Source organism: Corynebacterium sp. c7Ub_26 (assembly GCF_053760365.1).
Genome location: NZ_JBSNBL010000003.1, coordinates 336,445 through 353,065 on the forward strand (window position 1 = coordinate 336,445; position 16,621 = coordinate 353,065).

13 protein-coding genes and 1 tRNA gene are annotated in these 16,621 nt (G+C 59.5%); 9 read left to right on the forward strand and 5 right to left on the reverse strand.

The genetic code is table 11. The features are described 5' to 3' along the window. Positions 1-14: 14 nt before the first annotated feature. Positions 15-1,454, forward strand: coding sequence for a glycosyltransferase 87 family protein (locus ACWORE_RS07190; RefSeq protein WP_455303290.1), 1,440 nt, complete (start codon positions 15-17; stop codon positions 1,452-1,454). Positions 1,455-1,458: 4 nt separating this feature from the next. Here ACWORE_RS07190 and ACWORE_RS07195 read toward each other — a convergent pair whose 3' ends face one another. Both ACWORE_RS07195 and ACWORE_RS07200 read right to left on the reverse strand, forming a co-directional pair. Continuing rightward, on the reverse strand, positions 1,459-2,937 hold the full coding sequence (locus tag ACWORE_RS07195; RefSeq protein WP_455303363.1) for an NAD-dependent succinate-semialdehyde dehydrogenase: 1,479 nt from the start codon (positions 2,935-2,937) through the stop codon (positions 1,459-1,461). Positions 2,938-3,898: 961 nt separating this feature from the next. Further along, positions 3,899-3,982 (reverse strand) — tRNA-Leu (locus ACWORE_RS07200). 420 nt (positions 3,983-4,402) lie between these two features. Here ACWORE_RS07200 and ACWORE_RS07205 point away from each other — a divergent pair. From ACWORE_RS07205 to pknB, 8 genes are all read left to right on the forward strand, one after another. Further along, entirely contained in the window at positions 4,403-5,389 is a 987-nt protein-coding gene (locus ACWORE_RS07205) for a DUF3662 and FHA domain-containing protein (protein ID WP_455303291.1), read from the forward strand. Positions 5,390-5,410: 21 nt separating this feature from the next. Further along, positions 5,411-5,599: a hypothetical protein gene (locus ACWORE_RS07210; RefSeq protein WP_406605401.1), complete on the forward strand. Its 189-nt coding sequence runs from the start codon at positions 5,411-5,413 to the stop codon at positions 5,597-5,599. Between the two features lie 101 nt (positions 5,600-5,700). After that, a complete protein-coding gene (locus ACWORE_RS07215) occupies positions 5,701-6,210 on the forward strand; it encodes an FHA domain-containing protein FhaB/FipA (RefSeq protein ID WP_448234736.1) in 510 nt (169 codons plus the stop codon). A gap of 14 nt (positions 6,211-6,224) precedes the next feature. Continuing rightward, a complete protein-coding gene (locus ACWORE_RS07220; protein WP_455303292.1) occupies positions 6,225-7,880 on the forward strand; it encodes a PP2C family protein-serine/threonine phosphatase in 1,656 nt (551 codons plus the stop codon). Then, on the forward strand, positions 7,881-9,338 hold the full coding sequence (locus tag ACWORE_RS07225; RefSeq protein WP_406605398.1) for an FtsW/RodA/SpoVE family cell cycle protein: 1,458 nt from the start codon (positions 7,881-7,883) through the stop codon (positions 9,336-9,338). Continuing rightward, positions 9,335-10,798: a penicillin-binding transpeptidase domain-containing protein gene (locus ACWORE_RS07230; protein ID WP_455303293.1), complete on the forward strand. Its 1,464-nt coding sequence runs from the start codon at positions 9,335-9,337 to the stop codon at positions 10,796-10,798. Before ACWORE_RS07225 ends, ACWORE_RS07230 begins: the two co-directional genes overlap by 4 nt. A 3-nt stretch (positions 10,799-10,801) precedes the next feature. Further along, the gene (locus tag ACWORE_RS07235; RefSeq protein ID WP_455303294.1) at positions 10,802-12,688 is read left to right on the forward strand and encodes a protein kinase domain-containing protein; all 1,887 of its coding nucleotides are present in this window, start codon (positions 10,802-10,804) and stop codon (positions 12,686-12,688) included. Between the two features lie 3 nt (positions 12,689-12,691). Next, positions 12,692-14,833 (forward strand): Stk1 family PASTA domain-containing Ser/Thr kinase, encoded by a 2,142-nt coding sequence (pknB, locus tag ACWORE_RS07240; RefSeq protein WP_455303295.1) that lies wholly within the window; start codon positions 12,692-12,694, stop codon positions 14,831-14,833. A 104-nt stretch (positions 14,834-14,937) separates the two neighbouring features. Here pknB and ACWORE_RS07245 read toward each other — a convergent pair whose 3' ends face one another. The 3 genes from ACWORE_RS07245 to ACWORE_RS07255 all read right to left on the reverse strand — a co-directional run bounded on the left by ACWORE_RS07245 (position 14,938) and on the right by ACWORE_RS07255 (position 16,576). Further along, positions 14,938-15,606, reverse strand: coding sequence for an aminodeoxychorismate/anthranilate synthase component II (locus ACWORE_RS07245; RefSeq protein ID WP_455303296.1), 669 nt, complete (start codon positions 15,604-15,606; stop codon positions 14,938-14,940). A 75-nt stretch (positions 15,607-15,681) separates the two neighbouring features. Continuing rightward, the gene (locus tag ACWORE_RS07250) at positions 15,682-16,266 is read right to left on the reverse strand and encodes a histidine phosphatase family protein (protein ID WP_455303297.1); all 585 of its coding nucleotides are present in this window, start codon (positions 16,264-16,266) and stop codon (positions 15,682-15,684) included. Beyond that, positions 16,181-16,576 carry a histidine phosphatase family protein gene (locus ACWORE_RS07255; RefSeq protein ID WP_455303298.1) on the reverse strand — a complete coding sequence of 132 codons (396 nt, stop codon included), beginning with the start codon at positions 16,574-16,576 and terminating at the stop codon, positions 16,181-16,183. The genes ACWORE_RS07250 and ACWORE_RS07255 overlap by 86 nt, the downstream gene beginning before the upstream one ends. Positions 16,577-16,621 lie beyond the last annotated feature (45 nt).

A 16,621-nucleotide genomic window follows, 5' to 3' on the forward strand; every position in this document is an offset into this window, starting at 1 on the left:
CTATACTTACTTTTATGCAATCTGGCCGCGGTGGTAAGCATCAACTCCCCCGAAATCCGGATACACCACAAGCCCCCGCCCCCGCTTCTCCTTCTTCCTCTGCCGTTGCGGGCGGTGGAATATCCTTGGGGGTTCTTCTGCTGGCTGGGTGGGCAGTTTTAAGCATGACGTCGCGTGAAGTACGTCATAGTCAAAACGGCAACTTATTCGTGTGGCCTGCGGATGTCACTGTTTATTATCAGGCTGTCCAGCATTTATTTCGTGAGCACAGTCTTTACGACGCTACGTATGTCTTCGATTTGCCCTTCACCTATCCACCATTTGCCGCTGTAGTTTTTTCACCGATGATCCTTATGGAGCGCAAACCGCTCATCGTGATCTGGCAGCTCGGCTCTCTTGTAATTCTGTTTGCAGTGATCGCAGCGACTCTTCGACAACGAGGATATAAATGGCCTTCTCTATTTATTATTTCTATAGCTGGAGTATTCGCATCATTTAATCTCGCTGCCGTTCACGGAAACTTTTTCTGGGGGCAAATCAACATCTATTTGATGGGATTAGTTGCTCTCGATTTCCTCCGTGGAAGCAAGGGGCATCTCAGGGGCCTTGGGACTGGCCTTGCGGCCGGAATAAAACTTACGCCCGCATTGTCTGCCATCGTCTTTGTCCTTGAACGACGATGGAAACCGCTTTTTGTTGCTATCGGTACATTCGTGGTCAGTGTCATTGCTGGCTGCCTACTCATTCCCGATGGTCTCCGTTACTGGACACGATACATGTTTGAAACTAGCCGGATCGGTGTCCAAAGCAACCCGGGTGCTCACTCGCTCCGTGGGGCTTTATATCGATGGCACAACACAGACCAGATTGCTCTGTGGTTAATACTCGATGTGCTCGTCATTATCGTATTTCTTATCGCAGTACGAGGTGCTATTAAGCACGAAGATTTACCCATGGCCATGTGTTTATCGGGAATAACGGCCCCGATTATTGCTCCGTTTTCGTGGTATCACCACTGGGTTTTTCTGGTTCCCACAGGCATTGTGCTGATCTGCGATATCTCCAAAGGCTTCGCGCTGGCTACACAACGGATTCACAATAACCGGGTTCGTTGGTTTGTGAATCAGTGTGGTGGATTTTTAAGCGTGGCAATTGTAAGCGTTGCTTTCGTCCCCTTTGTTAACCCGTACAGCGTGCCAGCTTTCCGAAATCTCGCTTACAGTGAGTCCTTCGATCCCACCATTATCCCGGGGAGTTACGTCGGAACAGGCATTGCCATTCTCATTGTTGTTGCACTGAGATACACCATCGAATCCGCTGTGACCTCCAGTACGCACGCTCCACAACCCAGTCATACTCGGCAAACCGCTCACACTCCGCGTCATTCGGCACAGAGACGAGCACCGCAGAAATGGGGATCGCCCGCACGGTCCTCGTCACGTAACCATCTATAAGGCCCTACTCCGTCGGCATCGCGATATAGCGAACCTCCTGGTACTCCTCGATGCCGGCGTTTCCGCCTTCGCGGCCCAGGCCGGACTGCTTCACGCCACCAAATGGAGCCGCAGCGTTGGACAACACTCCTACATTCAACCCGGCCATTCCAGCCTCGAGGTCCTCCGAGAACCGCAGCGCGCGCTGGACATTCGTCGTAAATAAATAGGAGGACAATCCGTACTCGGTATCATTGGCTAACTCAAGTGCCTCACTTTCCGTAGAGAATGTCGTAATCGGGGCGACGGGCCCGAAGATTTCCTCGCGAAATACTCGCGCATCGGTTGGAACGGGGTACAGCACCGTCGGCTTATAGAAATAGCCCTTGCCTCCGAGAGGCTCGCCGCCACAGAGCACCTTCGCGCCCTTCCCTTGAGCATCATCGACTAAAGCGGCTACGTTATCCAGGGCTTTCTTCTCAATCAGAGGGCCACACGTTGTGCCCTCATCCAACCCATTTCCGCACGTCAGGTGGCCCATTGCCTCGGCCAGCTTCCTCGAGAACTCCTCGGCCACCGACTCATGCACGATAAACCGGTTCGCAGCCGTGCACGCCTCCCCCATGTTCCGCATCTTTGCAGCCATCGCGCCCTCAACGGCCTTGTTCAGATCGGCGTCGTCAAAAACGACAAACGGAGCGTTGCCACCCAGCTCCATCGAAGTGCGCAACACGTTCTTGGAGGCAGCCTCGAGCAGGTACTTACCGACGCCGGTCGAACCGGTGAACGACATCTTGCGCAAGCACGAATCATTCATGATCGGCTCCGACACGGAGGACGCGGATTTCGACGGCACCACATTAACGACGCCATCCGGCACGCCGGCCTGACGCAACAGCTCGATGAAGTAGAGCGAGGTGAGAGGTGTCAGACGCGCGGGCTTCAACACGACGGTACAGCCGGCAGCCAGCGCTGGGCCGATCTTGCGGGTGCCCATCGCGAGCGGGAAATTCCACGGAGTAATGAGGAAACACGGCCCCACGGGGCGGCGAGAAACCAGGAACCGTAGAGTGCCCTCCGGACTCGTGGAATATTGACCGCCGATGCGGTTCGCCTCCTCGGAGAACCAACGGAGGAACTCCCCGCCGTAAGTGACCTCACCGCGGGATTCCGCCAGAGGCTTCCCCATTTCCAGCGTCATCAACGTGGCTAATTCCTCAGAGTTCTCTTGAACCAGGTCAAACGCCTTTTTCAGTATTGAGCTGCGCTCACGGGTCGACGTATGCGACCACTCGTATTGAACATCGGATGCCGCGTCAAGAGCCTTAATGGCATCATCGCCTGTCGCACTAGCCACCGTTGCGATGACCTCACCGGTAGCAGGGTTCTCAACATCAAACGTCTCTGAGCTAGACGAATCAACCCACTTTCCATTAATAAACAACTGGGTGGGAGTTTTCGCTATCAGCTCTTTCGGATCAATAGACACAACGACGCCTTTCATATTGATTGTCACAAGTCAGTTGATGGTCACTCGTAGGTCTAACCGCCAGGGTAACCCCCGCTACGCATTTCCGTCGGAGAAGTGGAATAACAGAGGAAATACTGACCGAGCGGAATCAAAGGAGGTGTTATCACAAACATTGTTACTACGCCGGCACAGTGGAGATAAAAAATAATAACAACGCACGTTTATGCACCAGTTGAACCGGATGGAGAATGGTGGCTTGTCACCATCCCTAAATACGACATTTTCGGACAGGCACATCGCCGTGAAGATGCAGAAGCCGTAGCCACAGCAATCACCGCATTAAGGCTCAATACCGACGACACCGTCACGGGCCAGTGAATACTTCAGCCTGCGGTACCCATAGGTAAACCAGGAACGGCGGGCGTGCTCGGTCACGACCTGGCGTAGTCCGGCATACTTATCCGGCCAGCAAGGCGCCTGGAGCTGATAGTAAAAACTCAAGTGCGCCAAACCCGCAGCATCCAGCAGCATTTTTAACGGTAGAATTTTTAACGGCAGAAACGATCGTAACGCGTCGAGTGGCTCGCGTCGTATGCCGATTACTCAGCTCGCCGGGAGTGAGGCTGGCATCTTATTTACTAGTACGGGCTCCTTATCGACTAGAGCCTTTTCGACAGTGAGCCTGGCTAGTTGCCGTTTGAGCTCGTCAACATCAAAGGAAAAGGATATCTCCAGGCTCCAGCGGCCGGGATAGCCCAGCGCCCATATAGCTTTGATGACCTACTGGGGCTGATCAAACCTTATAGAGGGAGCCTTTATCTCCTCCGGGGCGTACTTACGGTTAGTCACAAACTCACAACCCTCCAGGATTCCGGCCACACCAACTCCTGCTACTTCCCCGATGTGGCGGAAGAGGAAGAATGCGAAAGCCCCCGTCGGTCGAAACCCCTTGTAGAATCACAACCAACGGGGGCTAACACTCACGATGAAGTTGTGGGCGAAGGGGGACTTGAACCCCCACGTCCGTAAAGGACACTGGCACCTGAAGCCAGCGCGTCTGCCATTCCGCCACTCGCCCGAAACAACGCACGTCAGCTTAGCACGACGTCCCACGTCGAAAACAAAAAAGCAGGTCACAGCCTTACAAAAGTCCACAAACTAGTCCACGAACCCGCCGAAAACACCTCTATACCTCTTAATATATCGGCTTCATATCTCATACATTACTTACTCATATCGCACACAATCCCGTCGATAGTGATCGAACTCGACGAAAAATCTGTGCGTAGTACGCTGCTCTCCTATGTATTTACGAAAGAAATTCGTATAATGACCTGAACTTCTCTCGAATGGCATAGCGTAGATAGCACCACGGTCACATCACGAACGATCGCGGATCAGGGAAGAATGGCGGCTGACCACACATTGTTTGCTACCAGCCGCACATAAGTGCAGCCCTGACGTTTCGCGCGATGCCAAGAAAGGTGTCCTAGTTCATATGGATGTGCTCGGGCGTTTCCGAAAGCTCGATAGCTCCCTGCAACGCGGCATGGATAATGGATTCGCACGCGTCTTCGGCGGATCCGTCGTCCCTGCCGAAATTGAGGAACTCTTGAAGCAAGAGGCCGAGGATTCCTTGGTTTATGGACCCCACGGCACTCTATATGCCCCCGACCGGTACGTCGTTTACCTCGCAGGAAAAGACTTAGACAAAATTAACGACGCCGATCCGGACCTGAACTTCGACCTCTCTGACCTGCTCGGACGCTTCATCCGCAACGAAGGATGGCGCACGTACGAAGCCGTCACTGTGGACCTCAAAAGCGACAAAGGCCTGCACACAGGCCAGCTCAAGTGCCACTCCTCCGTGTCGGAGCACCAGGATGCGCGGCCAGTGAGCCCGCCCACCGAGGTCTACGCATCACAACACAACAACTCCTCCAACCAGGAACAGCCGGGGCAGGCCGGACAGCCAGAGGGACAATCCGGCTACCCTCACAGCGTCGACTATGACAGTTACCGCCATGCACAAGCGTGGTCCGAAGTTGCTGACGCCGCCGACACTGCTAACCCCGCCCCCGGAACAGGGCACGTCTCCCCCGCCGATGCCGCAGCAGCGCCGAATGCGCAGGACAACGGCGGTTATGCCCCAGGACAGGCGTCGGTAAGCGGACAGGCAAGCGAACAAGCTGTCGTCACCCTCTTACTTCAAGATGGGTCCTCCCGGACATACCACGTACACGAGGGATCAAATATCATCGGGCGTGGCAATCAGGTGGATTTCCGCCTCCCCGATACCGGTGTTTCGCGGCGACATGCCGAACTCGTGTGGGACGGGAAAGAAGCCGTCCTGGTGGATCTGCATTCCACGAACGGCACCACCGTCAACGACACCCCGATCGACAACTGGCTGCTGGCCGACGGAGACGTCATCACCGTCGGACACTCTTATATAGAGGTGCGAATCAACACGCCTCAGAAGTAGGACCACGGACGTAAAGCCGGAGTGAGAACTCAGAGGCCGCGTCCGCGTGAGAAAATTAGGCCGACGCAGATCAAACTCAGCGGCGGTACCGTCGTCGATAGTGGTGTGAATACCGACGCCAACACCGTCGAAAAGCTTTACCGCACCTCTACAAACACGGGCTTTATGCTGCGGGGTTGGCGCGCGGGTACACCAAAGAAGGTAAAGTAGGGCACGACTTGAATCGGTGGGATGTCCAGGTGTACCTGTAAGCTCACTATCCAGCTGGCACACATGGAGCCACGACCGATGCTGCTGCACAACCAAGGAGGATGCCCACCATGCAAAGCACGGTGTTGTTTCTCGTTAAACTAGCCATCCTCATCCTGCTCTGGCTCTTTATCGCGCTTACCCTGCGCGCCCTCAAACGGGATTCGGCTACACCCTCAGCCACCGTACTCGCGGCACCCGCCGTAGCAGCGCCCCAAAGCGGGCCTGACCCCACCGTCGCCCCCAACTCCGACGGCAGACGGAACCAGCGAAATAAGGCCCCGCTCCCAGAACTCGTCGTGACCAACGGGCCCCAGAGAGGACAAATGATCGACCTGACGTCGCAATCCGAAGTGTTCGTCGGACGGGCATCATCATGCACACTTGTCCTCAGCGACGACTACGCTTCATCCCGTCACGCACGGTTCATCCAGAACGGGAACGACTGGTTCGTGGAAGACCTAGAATCGCGCAACGGGACATATCTCAACGAGCAACGCATCGACCAGCTAGAAACCCTCACCCGCGGAGATGCCATCCGCGTCGGCCGAACCACACTGCACGTGCAGTAGGAAGGGATCATTAGATGACATATGCCCTGACCTACGCGGCCGCATCGCACGTAGGACTGATCCGCGGAAATAACGAAGACTCGGCCTACGCCGGCCCCCACCTGCTGGCACTGGCCGATGGCATGGGTGGACATGCGGCGGGAGAAATAGCCTCCCAGCTCATGATTTCCCACATCGCCCACGTCGACGATGTTGGACCTGGCGACGACATGTGCGGACAGCTGGCCGACGCGATGGCCGAAGGCAACACCGCGATCGCCAACCAAATCGACATCAACCCCGCCACCGAAGGCATGGGGTGCACCCTCGACGCCTTCTTCTTCAACGACGACACCCTCGCCATCTGCCACGTTGGCGACTCACGCGGATACCTCTACCGCGACGGGCAACTAGAGCAAATCACCAAAGACGACACCTACGTCCAATCTCTTGTCGACGAAGGCCAGCTGGCGCCCGAAGACGTCTCCAACCACCCGCAGCGCTCCCTCATCCTGAAAGCGCTGACAGGCCGGCCCGTGGAGCCCACCCTGATGCTCCGCGACGTCCGCCCCGGCGACCGATACCTCCTGTGCTCCGACGGCCTCTCCGACCCCGTCAGCCACGACACCATCGCGGATATCGTCTCCCGCGGCACGCTCGAACAAGCTGCCGAGCGCCTTATCGACCTCGCCCTCCGCAGCGGCGGGCCCGATAACGTCACCGTCGTCCTCGGAGAGATCGTCAACACCAGCGACGACGACTACACCCCGGCAACGCCCCTCCTCGTCGGCGCGCTCGATCCGGAACAGACCGACGTCGCCCGGCCCGATACCGCCGCCGGCCGTGCCGTCGGCATGAAGCTCATACAACAGAACAAAGAAGCCCAGGCACAACGAAATCCTGGGGGGCGGTCCGGATCGCAACCGGCGTCGCCCGACAACGGTGGAACCTCCAGTAACGGAGGAGCGCAGGCATCGCGGGGTGACCTCGCTGATCCTGCAAGTGGCACGGGGGATCGCGCTGACTCCGCACACGGTTCAGCCGTCGCCGGAGGGCACGGCCATAACCACGAGCAACACAATAAGAAAGGGCGTCGCATCGGTCTGACGGTGGGCGTCATTGGTCTTATCCTCGCCGTCATCATCGGTGCCGGCGGATGGTGGGCGAAGAAAACGCTAGATAACCGCTATTACATCGCCACCGACAACAACGAACTTGTCGTCTATAAAGGTGCCGACGAAACAATCCTTGGGAAAACACTCCACAGCACGTACCAACGCGCATGTTTGGATGCCAAGGGCAACCTCACGCTGCTGGACGCGAACTCCACTAAGAAATGCCACCGCTTCCAGCTGACCGATCTTCCGCCATCGACGCGGACCAACGTCGACAATCTGCCATCGGGGGACTACAACGACGTCCAAACCCAAATGGAGCGGCTAGCTAAGCAAGCGCTCCCTGTATGTGTGACCCGCGAATCGTCGCACGGAAACGCCGATAACCCCGACGCAGCACGCGACGACCGCAGTGACGAGCCACATGCGCCCTCCGACGCAGCCACCAGCGGCGAACCCGCACCCGGCGCCCCCAGCACTCGGGAATCCGCAGCCAACAACGCCTCGGGAGATACCGCCAACGGGCAACCCGGCGACCTCACCACACCTGGTGACACATGCCGGGAGGTGAAATAAATGACCTATTCACACCCATCGACGGCGGGAAACGCCGTTGCGTACCCAGCGACAACAACCGGGCAGGCAACCGACAACACAGGACCCACTGCGCGGCCCAAACGGTCGCGGCGCTGGATCGAGCTCGGGCTGCTGCTGGCCGTCACCGCGATCCTCGCTTTGGCGGTCATCGCCGTAGAAATCGCGGCTAACCACCCGCTGACCACGGATGTTGCCTACCTCCTCGGCGGGTTCATCATCATCTTCACCGTCGCCCACCTCGTGATCCTGTGGAAAGCGCCCTACTCCGACCAGATCATGCTTCCCGTCGCGGCGCTGCTCAACGCCATCGGCCTCGTCATGATTTACCGGTTGGACCTGGCCACGGGAAATAACCTTGTCCGCTCACAGATCATGTGGACAGTGATCGGCGTCGCCATGATGGTCGCCGTCATCGTCGGACTTCGCGACCACCGATCCCTCCAGGACTACTCATTCCTGCTCGGTATCGCTGGTCTGATTTTCATGGCCGTCCCCATGGTGTGGCCCACCAGCCTCAATGCGGACGCCAACGTGTGGGTGCAAATCGGGCCGTTCTCCATCCAGCCCGGAGAGTTCTCGAAGATCCTGCTCCTGCTGTTCTTCGCCTCACTCCTCACCACAAAGCGAGCGCTGTTCAACGTCGCCGGCACCAAATTCCTGGGAATGAGATTCCCGCGGCTGCGCGACCTCGGCCCCATCCTCGTCGTGTGGGGAATCGCCCTCGTCATCATGGCCGGCGAAAACGACTTCGGCCCAGCACTCCTCCTCTTCGGAACCGTGCTCGGTATGCTCTATATCGCCACCTCGCGGCCGTCATGGATCATTATCGGGCTCGGGCTGGCCGCCATCGGTGCCGTCGGGATCTACAACATCTCCGCCAAGATCCAGACACGCGTTGATAACTTCATCGACCCCATCAGCCACTACAACGAAGGCGGATACCAGCTCTCGCAAGCGCTCTTCGGCCTGTCGTGGGGTGGGATCACCGGCACCGGACTTGGACGCGGATACCCCGAAGAGGTACCCGTCGCGCACTCCGACTTCATCCTCGCAGCTATTGGTGAGGAACTCGGCCTCGTGGGGATCTCCGCGCTCATCGTTCTCTACGCCATCTTCGTCACCAGAGGCATGAAAACAGCGCTCAAGACACGCGACACCTACGGCAAACTCGTCGCCTCTGGGCTCTCGCTCACCATCGCGATCCAAGTGTTCGTCGTCGTCGGCGGGATTTCACGACTACTGCCAATGACGGGACTGACGACGCCATTCGTCGCACACGGTGGATCGTCGCTCCTTGCCAACTACATGCTGCTGGCCATCATCCTGCGCATTTCCAATTCCGCGCGACAACCAGCTAGCGTTAGCGGGTCAGCCGCGACACCGAACCGTAAAACCAACCAGCAAGCCAGCACCAACCAGAAGGAGGCACAACAGTGAACCGGTCCATCCGCGCAGTCACCATCTTCTGCCTCCTCCTCGTTGTCGCCATGGTGGCCAACCTCACCTGGATTCAGGGGTTCCAGACCGACCGCCTGGCCAAGAACTCGCTTGACCGACGCCAGTACTACGACATGAAGTCACGCCAACGCGGACAGATCAGCGCCGGGGGCGAAATCCTGGCACACTCCGTCAAGGGCGCTAACGACATGTACAACCGCGAATACGTCAGCGACCCCGACGCGTTCGGGCCCGTCGAAGGCTACCTTTCTGACCGGTACGGGACAGCAGGTATCGAGGCCAGCCAGAACAACATCCTCAACGGCACCGACGACTCCCTGTTCACCAAACGGTTCACCGACACCCTCACGGGTAAGGAAACCGAGGGTGCCAATGTCGAGCTCACCATCGACCCCAAGACGCAGCGCGTCGCCTATGACGCCATGACCAGCCGTGGCTACACCGGTGCTGTCGTCGCGCTTCGGCCATCCACTGGTGAGGTACTCGCGCTGGCGTCCACCCCTGGCTACGACCCGCGCAGCATCGTGACTTCCAACGCGGAGGAAGCACAGCAAAACTGGGCTGCTCTCAACAACAACCCGGAATCACCGCTGCTCAACCACGCGACGCAGCAGACGCTCCCGCCCGGATCGACGTTCAAGCTGATCACCACGGCCGCTGCCATGGAGAAGAACAACGTCAACGCCAACACCACGGTCACCGCGGAACCGCAGATCACACTGCCGGATAGCTACACGACCATGGAGAACTACGACGGCGAACGGTGCGGAAGTGGCTCCGTGACCACGCTGTCCACCGCGTTCACGCTGTCCTGTAACACGACGTTCGCCCAGCTCGGCATGGCCGCGGGCACCGAACAATTCAAGAAGACCGCTAAAGCGTTCGGCGTGGGTGAGACCGCGGATGGATTCGGGCTCCCCGTCCAGACGTCCACCGTCGGCGAGATCGCTGACCAACCGTCACTGGCACAGTCCTCCATCGGACAGCGGGACGTGTCCATCACACCGTTGCAGGACGCCATCATCGCTGCCACGATTGCCAACAAGGGCAAGAGGATGAAGCCCTACCTGGTCAAACAAATCACCGACTCCAGCCTCAAGCCCATCAAGACCACAAAACCTGAACAAGTCAATACCGCGATCAACGAAGACATCGCGAACCGCATCACGCAGCTCATGATCGGATCCGAAAAAGGGACCAGCGGGTACGCCGGCGCCGACATCGCATCCAAGACCGGTACCGCCGAACACGGCGAAAACTCACGGTCCTCCAAACCACACGCCTGGTACGTCGCCTTCGGTCCCTCCCAGAACGCCGACGTCGCCGTGGCCGTCGTCGTCGAAAATGGTGGTGACCGAGGACAAGCAGCAACGGGCGGATCCGTCGCAGCCCCCATCGGCCGCGCCGTCATCGCCCAGGCACTCAAGGACGGGGTGTAAAACATGACCAATGACAACGATCTCCAACCGGATCGATCAGACATTGAGCGCGTTCAACGTCTCGTAGGAACCCACTACCGCCTCAACTGGATCATCGGCCGAGGCGGCATGTCCACCGTGTGGCTCGCCACCGACAACGACACCGGCGACCCCGTCGCCATCAAAGTCCTCAAACCCGAGTACACCGACAACACTGAGTTCCGCGAACGCTTCCGGAACGAAGCCAACGCGTCATCGCTCATCGACAGCCCCAATGTCGTTCACACCCACGCCTACCGCGAAGTTCTCGATGCCGGGCTGACTTTCTGCTTCATCATCATGGAATACGTGCGTGGCGAATCGCTTGCCGACGTCCTCGCGCGCGAAAAGAAACTTCCCGAAAAACTTGCGCTCGACGTGCTGCAACAAAGCGCGCTCGGGCTTCAGGCCATTCACGCTGCCGGCATGGTTCACCGCGATATCAAACCCGGCAACCTGCTCATCACACCCGACGGCACCGTCAAAGTTGCGGACTTCGGCATCGCCAAAGCCGCCGAAGCGGTGCCGCTCACGCGGACCGGCATGGTGGTTGGCACCGCGCAATACGTCTCCCCTGAACAAGCCCAAGGGATGAAAGTGGGGCCTGCCAGCGATATTTACTCGCTCGGTGTCGTAGGCTACGAAATGCTGACCGGCCAGCGGCCCTTCCGTGGCGACTCCACCGTGTCCGTCGCCATCGCGCATATCAACACGACGCCGCCTGCCCTGCCTGAGAGCATCGGGCGGAACACCCGCGAGCTCATTGCGACGGCGCTGGGCAAGGACCCGCGCGCACGGTACGCCAATGGTGCCGAACTCACCCTGGCCGTCGCCCATGTTCGCAACGGCGACATGCCGCCACTGCCTGAAACGCTTCATCAACAAATCAACCAAGACGGCATGGTGACCCCCGGCGGGCCTGACGCCCCCACCGCCATGTTCGCGACCAATGGTGAGCCTCAGCCGACCGCGCAATTCGTCTCGCCTACAGCGCCTGGCGAATCCATTGCGCAAGTCACCGAACAACCTCAAACCCCTGCCCCCAAGGTCCAGGGGCCAGCGCCGCAACCCGGCGGCACTGTCCATCCGTCCCTCGGCGGAGCGGCTACCAACCGTGGGCCCTCCGATGGCACACGTGTCAGCCCCGTAGCACAGCAGAATGCTGCAGCTCCCGGCGCGGCAGCGGCCGCTACCCACCGCCCTGGTGGCACGCCCAATCGTGGACAAGGCCCTGCCCGGAACACCAACAAAGGCGCGGCGTCCAACAAGAACAACAACTCCAAGGCCACGCGGTGGCTCTGGACGCTCATCGGGCTCCTCGTCCTCATCGTCGTCGCTATCGGTGCGTGGATGGCTTTCGGCGTTCACCGCGATGGCGGGCGCGACGAAACTGGCGCGACAGTTACCAGCGTCATCACCACCGTCGTCCCTGGTGAGAACGACGACAATGACACCGCGCCAGCGGAGACCTACCAGCCGCCCCAGCGGACCAATACTGAACAACAAACCAACCCTGGCACCGAGACCCGGCCCGTCCAACCGACCGAAACCGGAGACCAGGGGACAAACGACACCCCCGGTACCGACAACGACACCACAGGTGGAAACGGAAACAACGGAACCACCGACGGCAACTCCGGTAACACGAACACCGGCGGGAATAACTCCAACGGGGGCGCCAACAACGGGTCCGGCAACGCAGGAAACAACGGCAGCCGCGGAAACAGCAACGGCGGCAACAGCGGATCCGGCAACACCAACCAACAGAACTCCGCCATCAACGGGGGAACCGGGACAGGAGGAACCACCGGGCAAGGCCACAGCTCCCACAACGGAACCAGTAACGGAAATAACGCTCGGAGCGGGGTCTAAACGATGGATTCAAACACCCTACTAGGGGGCCGATACACACTTTCCGAAATCATCGGCACAGGAGGAATGTCCGACGTCTACGCCGGCACCGACACCCTCCTCGGACGCGACGTCGCCGTGAAAATGATGCGGCCCGACCTCGCGCGCGACACCACGTTCCTCGAACGATTCCGCCGCGAAGCGCTCAATGCCGCCAAGCTCAACCATCACGCCATCGTCGCCGTCTACGACACCGGGCAAACAAGCGAAGCTGACGGTTCTGTTCCTTACATTGTCATGGAACGCGTCCGCGGACGCACCCTGCGGGACATCATCCGCGAAGACGGCGCCCTCGATCCCGAGTACGCCGCCACCGTCATGGCCGACGTCGCCGACGCGCTCCACTTCTCCCACGAAGCGGGCATCGTCCACCGCGATATCAAGCCCGCCAACATCATGATTACGGCCACCGGGTCCGTCAAAGTTATGGACTTCGGCATCGCGCGGGCGCTTGGCGACGCGACCTCCTCCATGACGCAAACCGCCGCCGTCATCGGAACAGCGCAATACCTCTCTCCCGAGCAGGCGCGCGGGCACTCCGCCGACCCACGATCTGACATCTACGCCAGCGGGTGCGTGCTCTACGAACTCATCACGGGGCGACCGCCCTTCCAGGGCGAGTCGCCCTTCTCCGTCGCGTATCAACACGTGCAAAGCACACCGGTACCGCCGTCGCACGTCGACGGCATCAGCCTTAACCCGACCACTGCCACCAACGTCGACGCCGTCATCATGACAGCTATGGCGAAGGACCCGGCCGACCGCTATGACGATGCCGCCGATTTCGCCGACGACCTTCGACGCCTGGCTAGCCACCGCACACCGCTGGCCGCACAGCATCGGACGAACCCATATAGCCCGGTGCCGCACCAGAACGATCCCAGTAACGTCGCGACCACTGTCATGCCCGCTGCTGGTGCCGCGGGAGGAGCTGGAGTAGCCGACGCAGCGGGAAGCGGCGCGCACAGTGCGGCCACCCAAGGTGCCCACGCAGCCCAACCCGGCCCGTCAGACGCACCCGGCCAAGCGCAAGGAGCACACGCGGCTGTCGCACCCGCAGGGAGCGAGACCACCACGCGGAACTCCGGCAGCAAACACGCCAGCAGGCACTCCGAGCAGGGCAAAAAGAAACGCAGCGCACTGTCCACATGGATACGGATCATCTGGACGCTCGTTATCCTGGCCGTCCTCGGAATCGGTGGGGCCGTCGCATGGTCCTACTACCACGACAACACGACGAACAGCAGCCTCCCCCACGTCGACACTAACGACAACAAGAAGATAAGTATCCCCGACGTTCGGAACCTCACTGAGGATGACGCGATCGCCAAGCTCGAAGACGCGGGGTTCAAGGTGAAAACGCGGGAAGCGTCTAATGCCGACGTCGAAAAGGGCCACGCTATTGACACGAGCCCAGCGGCGGGATCACAAGTGCCCAAGGGCACCCAGGTCACGCTCACGATTTCCACCGGAAAAGAGCAAACTGACGTACCGAACCTGACGGGGAAGGACACACAGGAGGCTTCGCGGCTGCTTCAAGAAGCCGGGCTCGTTCTCGACCAAACGGTGAAAGAGGCGCCATCGGACAGCGTGCCCTCCGGCCGCATCATCGAGCAAACGCCGGCATCGGGTTCCCACGTCGCCAAGGGAAGTAGTGTGACCATCACGGTGTCCACTGGGCCGGAACGCGTCCGAGTTCCCGTCGTCACTGGTCAATCCATCGACGACGCCCGCGGCAACCTCGAAGGTGCCGGGTTCAAAGTGACGGTCACCGAAGTCGATTCCACCCGCCCTGAAGGCACAGTGCTCCGCACCGCCAACGAAGGCAACCAGATGCCCAAGGGAGCGACGATCGAACTTCAGGTCTCCCGCGGCAACCAGCTGACCATGCCCAACCTCGTCGGGCAAAGCACGAGCCAGGCGCTATCCGCGCTCCGCTCGGCTGGATGGACCGGTGGGACCACCCGGCTGACCACCCACGATCAAAAGACGAATGACCTCACCAAAATCAACGAGATCATGACTCAGTCGATCCCCGCTGGTCAGGCCGTCGACAAAGACTCCACGATCGACGTCGGCGTCGGCTCATTTAGCCTCCTGCCATAAAACGGGGGTTGGTGAATTAGTGCACAACCGCATGTACGGTTCACTAATTCGCCACAACCAGGACCAGGTTGAGGAAAAACCTTGCCTGGTCACTTTCACGCGACCTACAGCCCCGACAAGACGGCGTTATGCCGATTCTCCAGCTCACGCACGCGTTCCTCGTCGACAGGGAAACCAGCGCATCCCATCCAATTCGCCACAATACGATGGCCGCAGCTCGTCATGATCGACTCCGGGTGGAACTGCACACCATGCAAAGGCAGCGACGCATGCCGCATGGACATCACCATCCCCGAATCCGACCGACCGGTCACCACCAACTCCTCCGGCAGCGACGCCTCATCTACCGTCAGCGAGTGATATCGCGTCACCGTCACGGGATCCGGCAAACCACGCATCACACCCGTACCGTCATGCCACACCGGCGACGACTTCCCGTGCAACAACTCGTCCGCACGGACAACCGAACCGCCCAAAGCCTCGGCCAACGCCTGATGCCCCAAACACACACCCAACATCGGGATCTCATGGCGGATACATGCTTTGATCAGCGGAATCGACTGACCTGCCGCCGACGGAGTCCCCGGCCCCGGCGAAATCAACACGCCGTCGAAACGTTGAACAACCGACCGGCCCGCGGCCCGATCCTCCGCGGAATCCACCAAACGGTCGTCGTCGTTACGCCACACCGTGCACGTCTCCCCCAGCTGCCCGATGTACTGCACAAGGTTGTATACAAAACTGTCATAATTATCGACGACGAGAATCCGCATACCGGCAATACTAACGGCACACCCAACCCGCAGCGTAGCTACCTAGCTATCACTGGTCCCACCTGTTACTGACCGTTACTGGGCAGACCCCTTCAGCCGGACACGATCACCCGGCAACCACGCCCACTGCTTCACCCGCCACGAACCGCACGACTGATCAACGTCTGAATCCGATGCCGCAGCCAGGTCCAGCGATGCCGGGGAATCCAACACAATCCACCGACAATTCGGCACATAGCCGTCCTGCACGAAATGGGCCTCCACACCGGCCAACTGACCAGCGATAAAGCGCATCACCGAACCGTGAACGACCACGATAAGATCACTCGGCGTACTCATATCCGACCCCACCGCACCGGGGACAAGGAGCGGCAGCATCGGGGTAATGCCCTCCAGGAAGCGACGGCGTGTTTCCCACCCGGACTGCCCACCGGGCATGCGCATATCCATCTTTCCCGACGACCACTGCAACTGGGTGTAGCGGTACGTGTGTATCGACTCCATGTCGGTGTTCATTTCCAGATCACCGGCGGTGACCTCGGTCAAACCCGGGATCGCCGTCGGCACAGTGGGATCATCCAGCTCCGCCGTGATGGGAACGGTCTTCACACCATCTGTCGACGGCGACGCGGTAAACACCGACGCGCCCTGGTTCACCATCCCTTGCGCGGCAAACCGGGCGGTCTTCCGGGCGCGGTGAGCCCGGTGGGGCATCACCTTCCTGCACCTCACCTACTCCGGAGAGGGTGCCGTCGGCAACAATTCGCTCGCCACCGGTAAAAGCCTGCTCAACACCCATTGACGTTAAATCGGCGCCAGGCACAGCGGTATCGAGAGCGGTGATGAGGTTGGATGTCGTCTGCCCGTGGCGGAAAAGAATCAGCCGTCCGCGGGGTGCGTTCTGCTGCTTCTCCCCCGATACGCCGCTGTTTGATGCGCCACTGTTGACTGTTGTACCCACGTTATTCACCTGTTTTCCTCCAGCCGTTTGTCATCATTCTGTACTCGCTCACCG

What these genes read in the sequence shown, in the direction of transcription:
- ACWORE_RS07225 (WP_406605398.1), top strand. Translation starts at nt 7,881, where the DNA reads ATGACCTATTCACACCCATCGACGGCGGGAAACGCCGTTGCGTACCCA.
- ACWORE_RS07250 (WP_455303297.1), bottom strand. Translation starts at nt 16,266, where the DNA reads ATGGTGAACCAGGGCGCGTCGGTGTTTACCGCGTCGCCGTCGACAGAT.
- ACWORE_RS07195 (WP_455303363.1), bottom strand. Translation starts at nt 2,937, where the DNA reads ATGAAAGGCGTCGTTGTGTCTATTGATCCGAAAGAGCTGATAGCGAAA.
- ACWORE_RS07190 (WP_455303290.1), top strand. Translation starts at nt 15, where the DNA reads ATGCAATCTGGCCGCGGTGGTAAGCATCAACTCCCCCGAAATCCGGAT.
- ACWORE_RS07205 (WP_455303291.1), top strand. Translation starts at nt 4,403, where the DNA reads ATGGATGTGCTCGGGCGTTTCCGAAAGCTCGATAGCTCCCTGCAACGC.
- pknB (WP_455303295.1), top strand. Translation starts at nt 12,692, where the DNA reads ATGGATTCAAACACCCTACTAGGGGGCCGATACACACTTTCCGAAATC.
- ACWORE_RS07235 (WP_455303294.1), top strand. Translation starts at nt 10,802, where the DNA reads ATGACCAATGACAACGATCTCCAACCGGATCGATCAGACATTGAGCGC.
- ACWORE_RS07215 (WP_448234736.1), top strand. Translation starts at nt 5,701, where the DNA reads ATGCCCACCATGCAAAGCACGGTGTTGTTTCTCGTTAAACTAGCCATC.
- ACWORE_RS07220 (WP_455303292.1), top strand. Translation starts at nt 6,225, where the DNA reads ATGACATATGCCCTGACCTACGCGGCCGCATCGCACGTAGGACTGATC.
- ACWORE_RS07245 (WP_455303296.1), bottom strand. Translation starts at nt 15,606, where the DNA reads ATGCGGATTCTCGTCGTCGATAATTATGACAGTTTTGTATACAACCTT.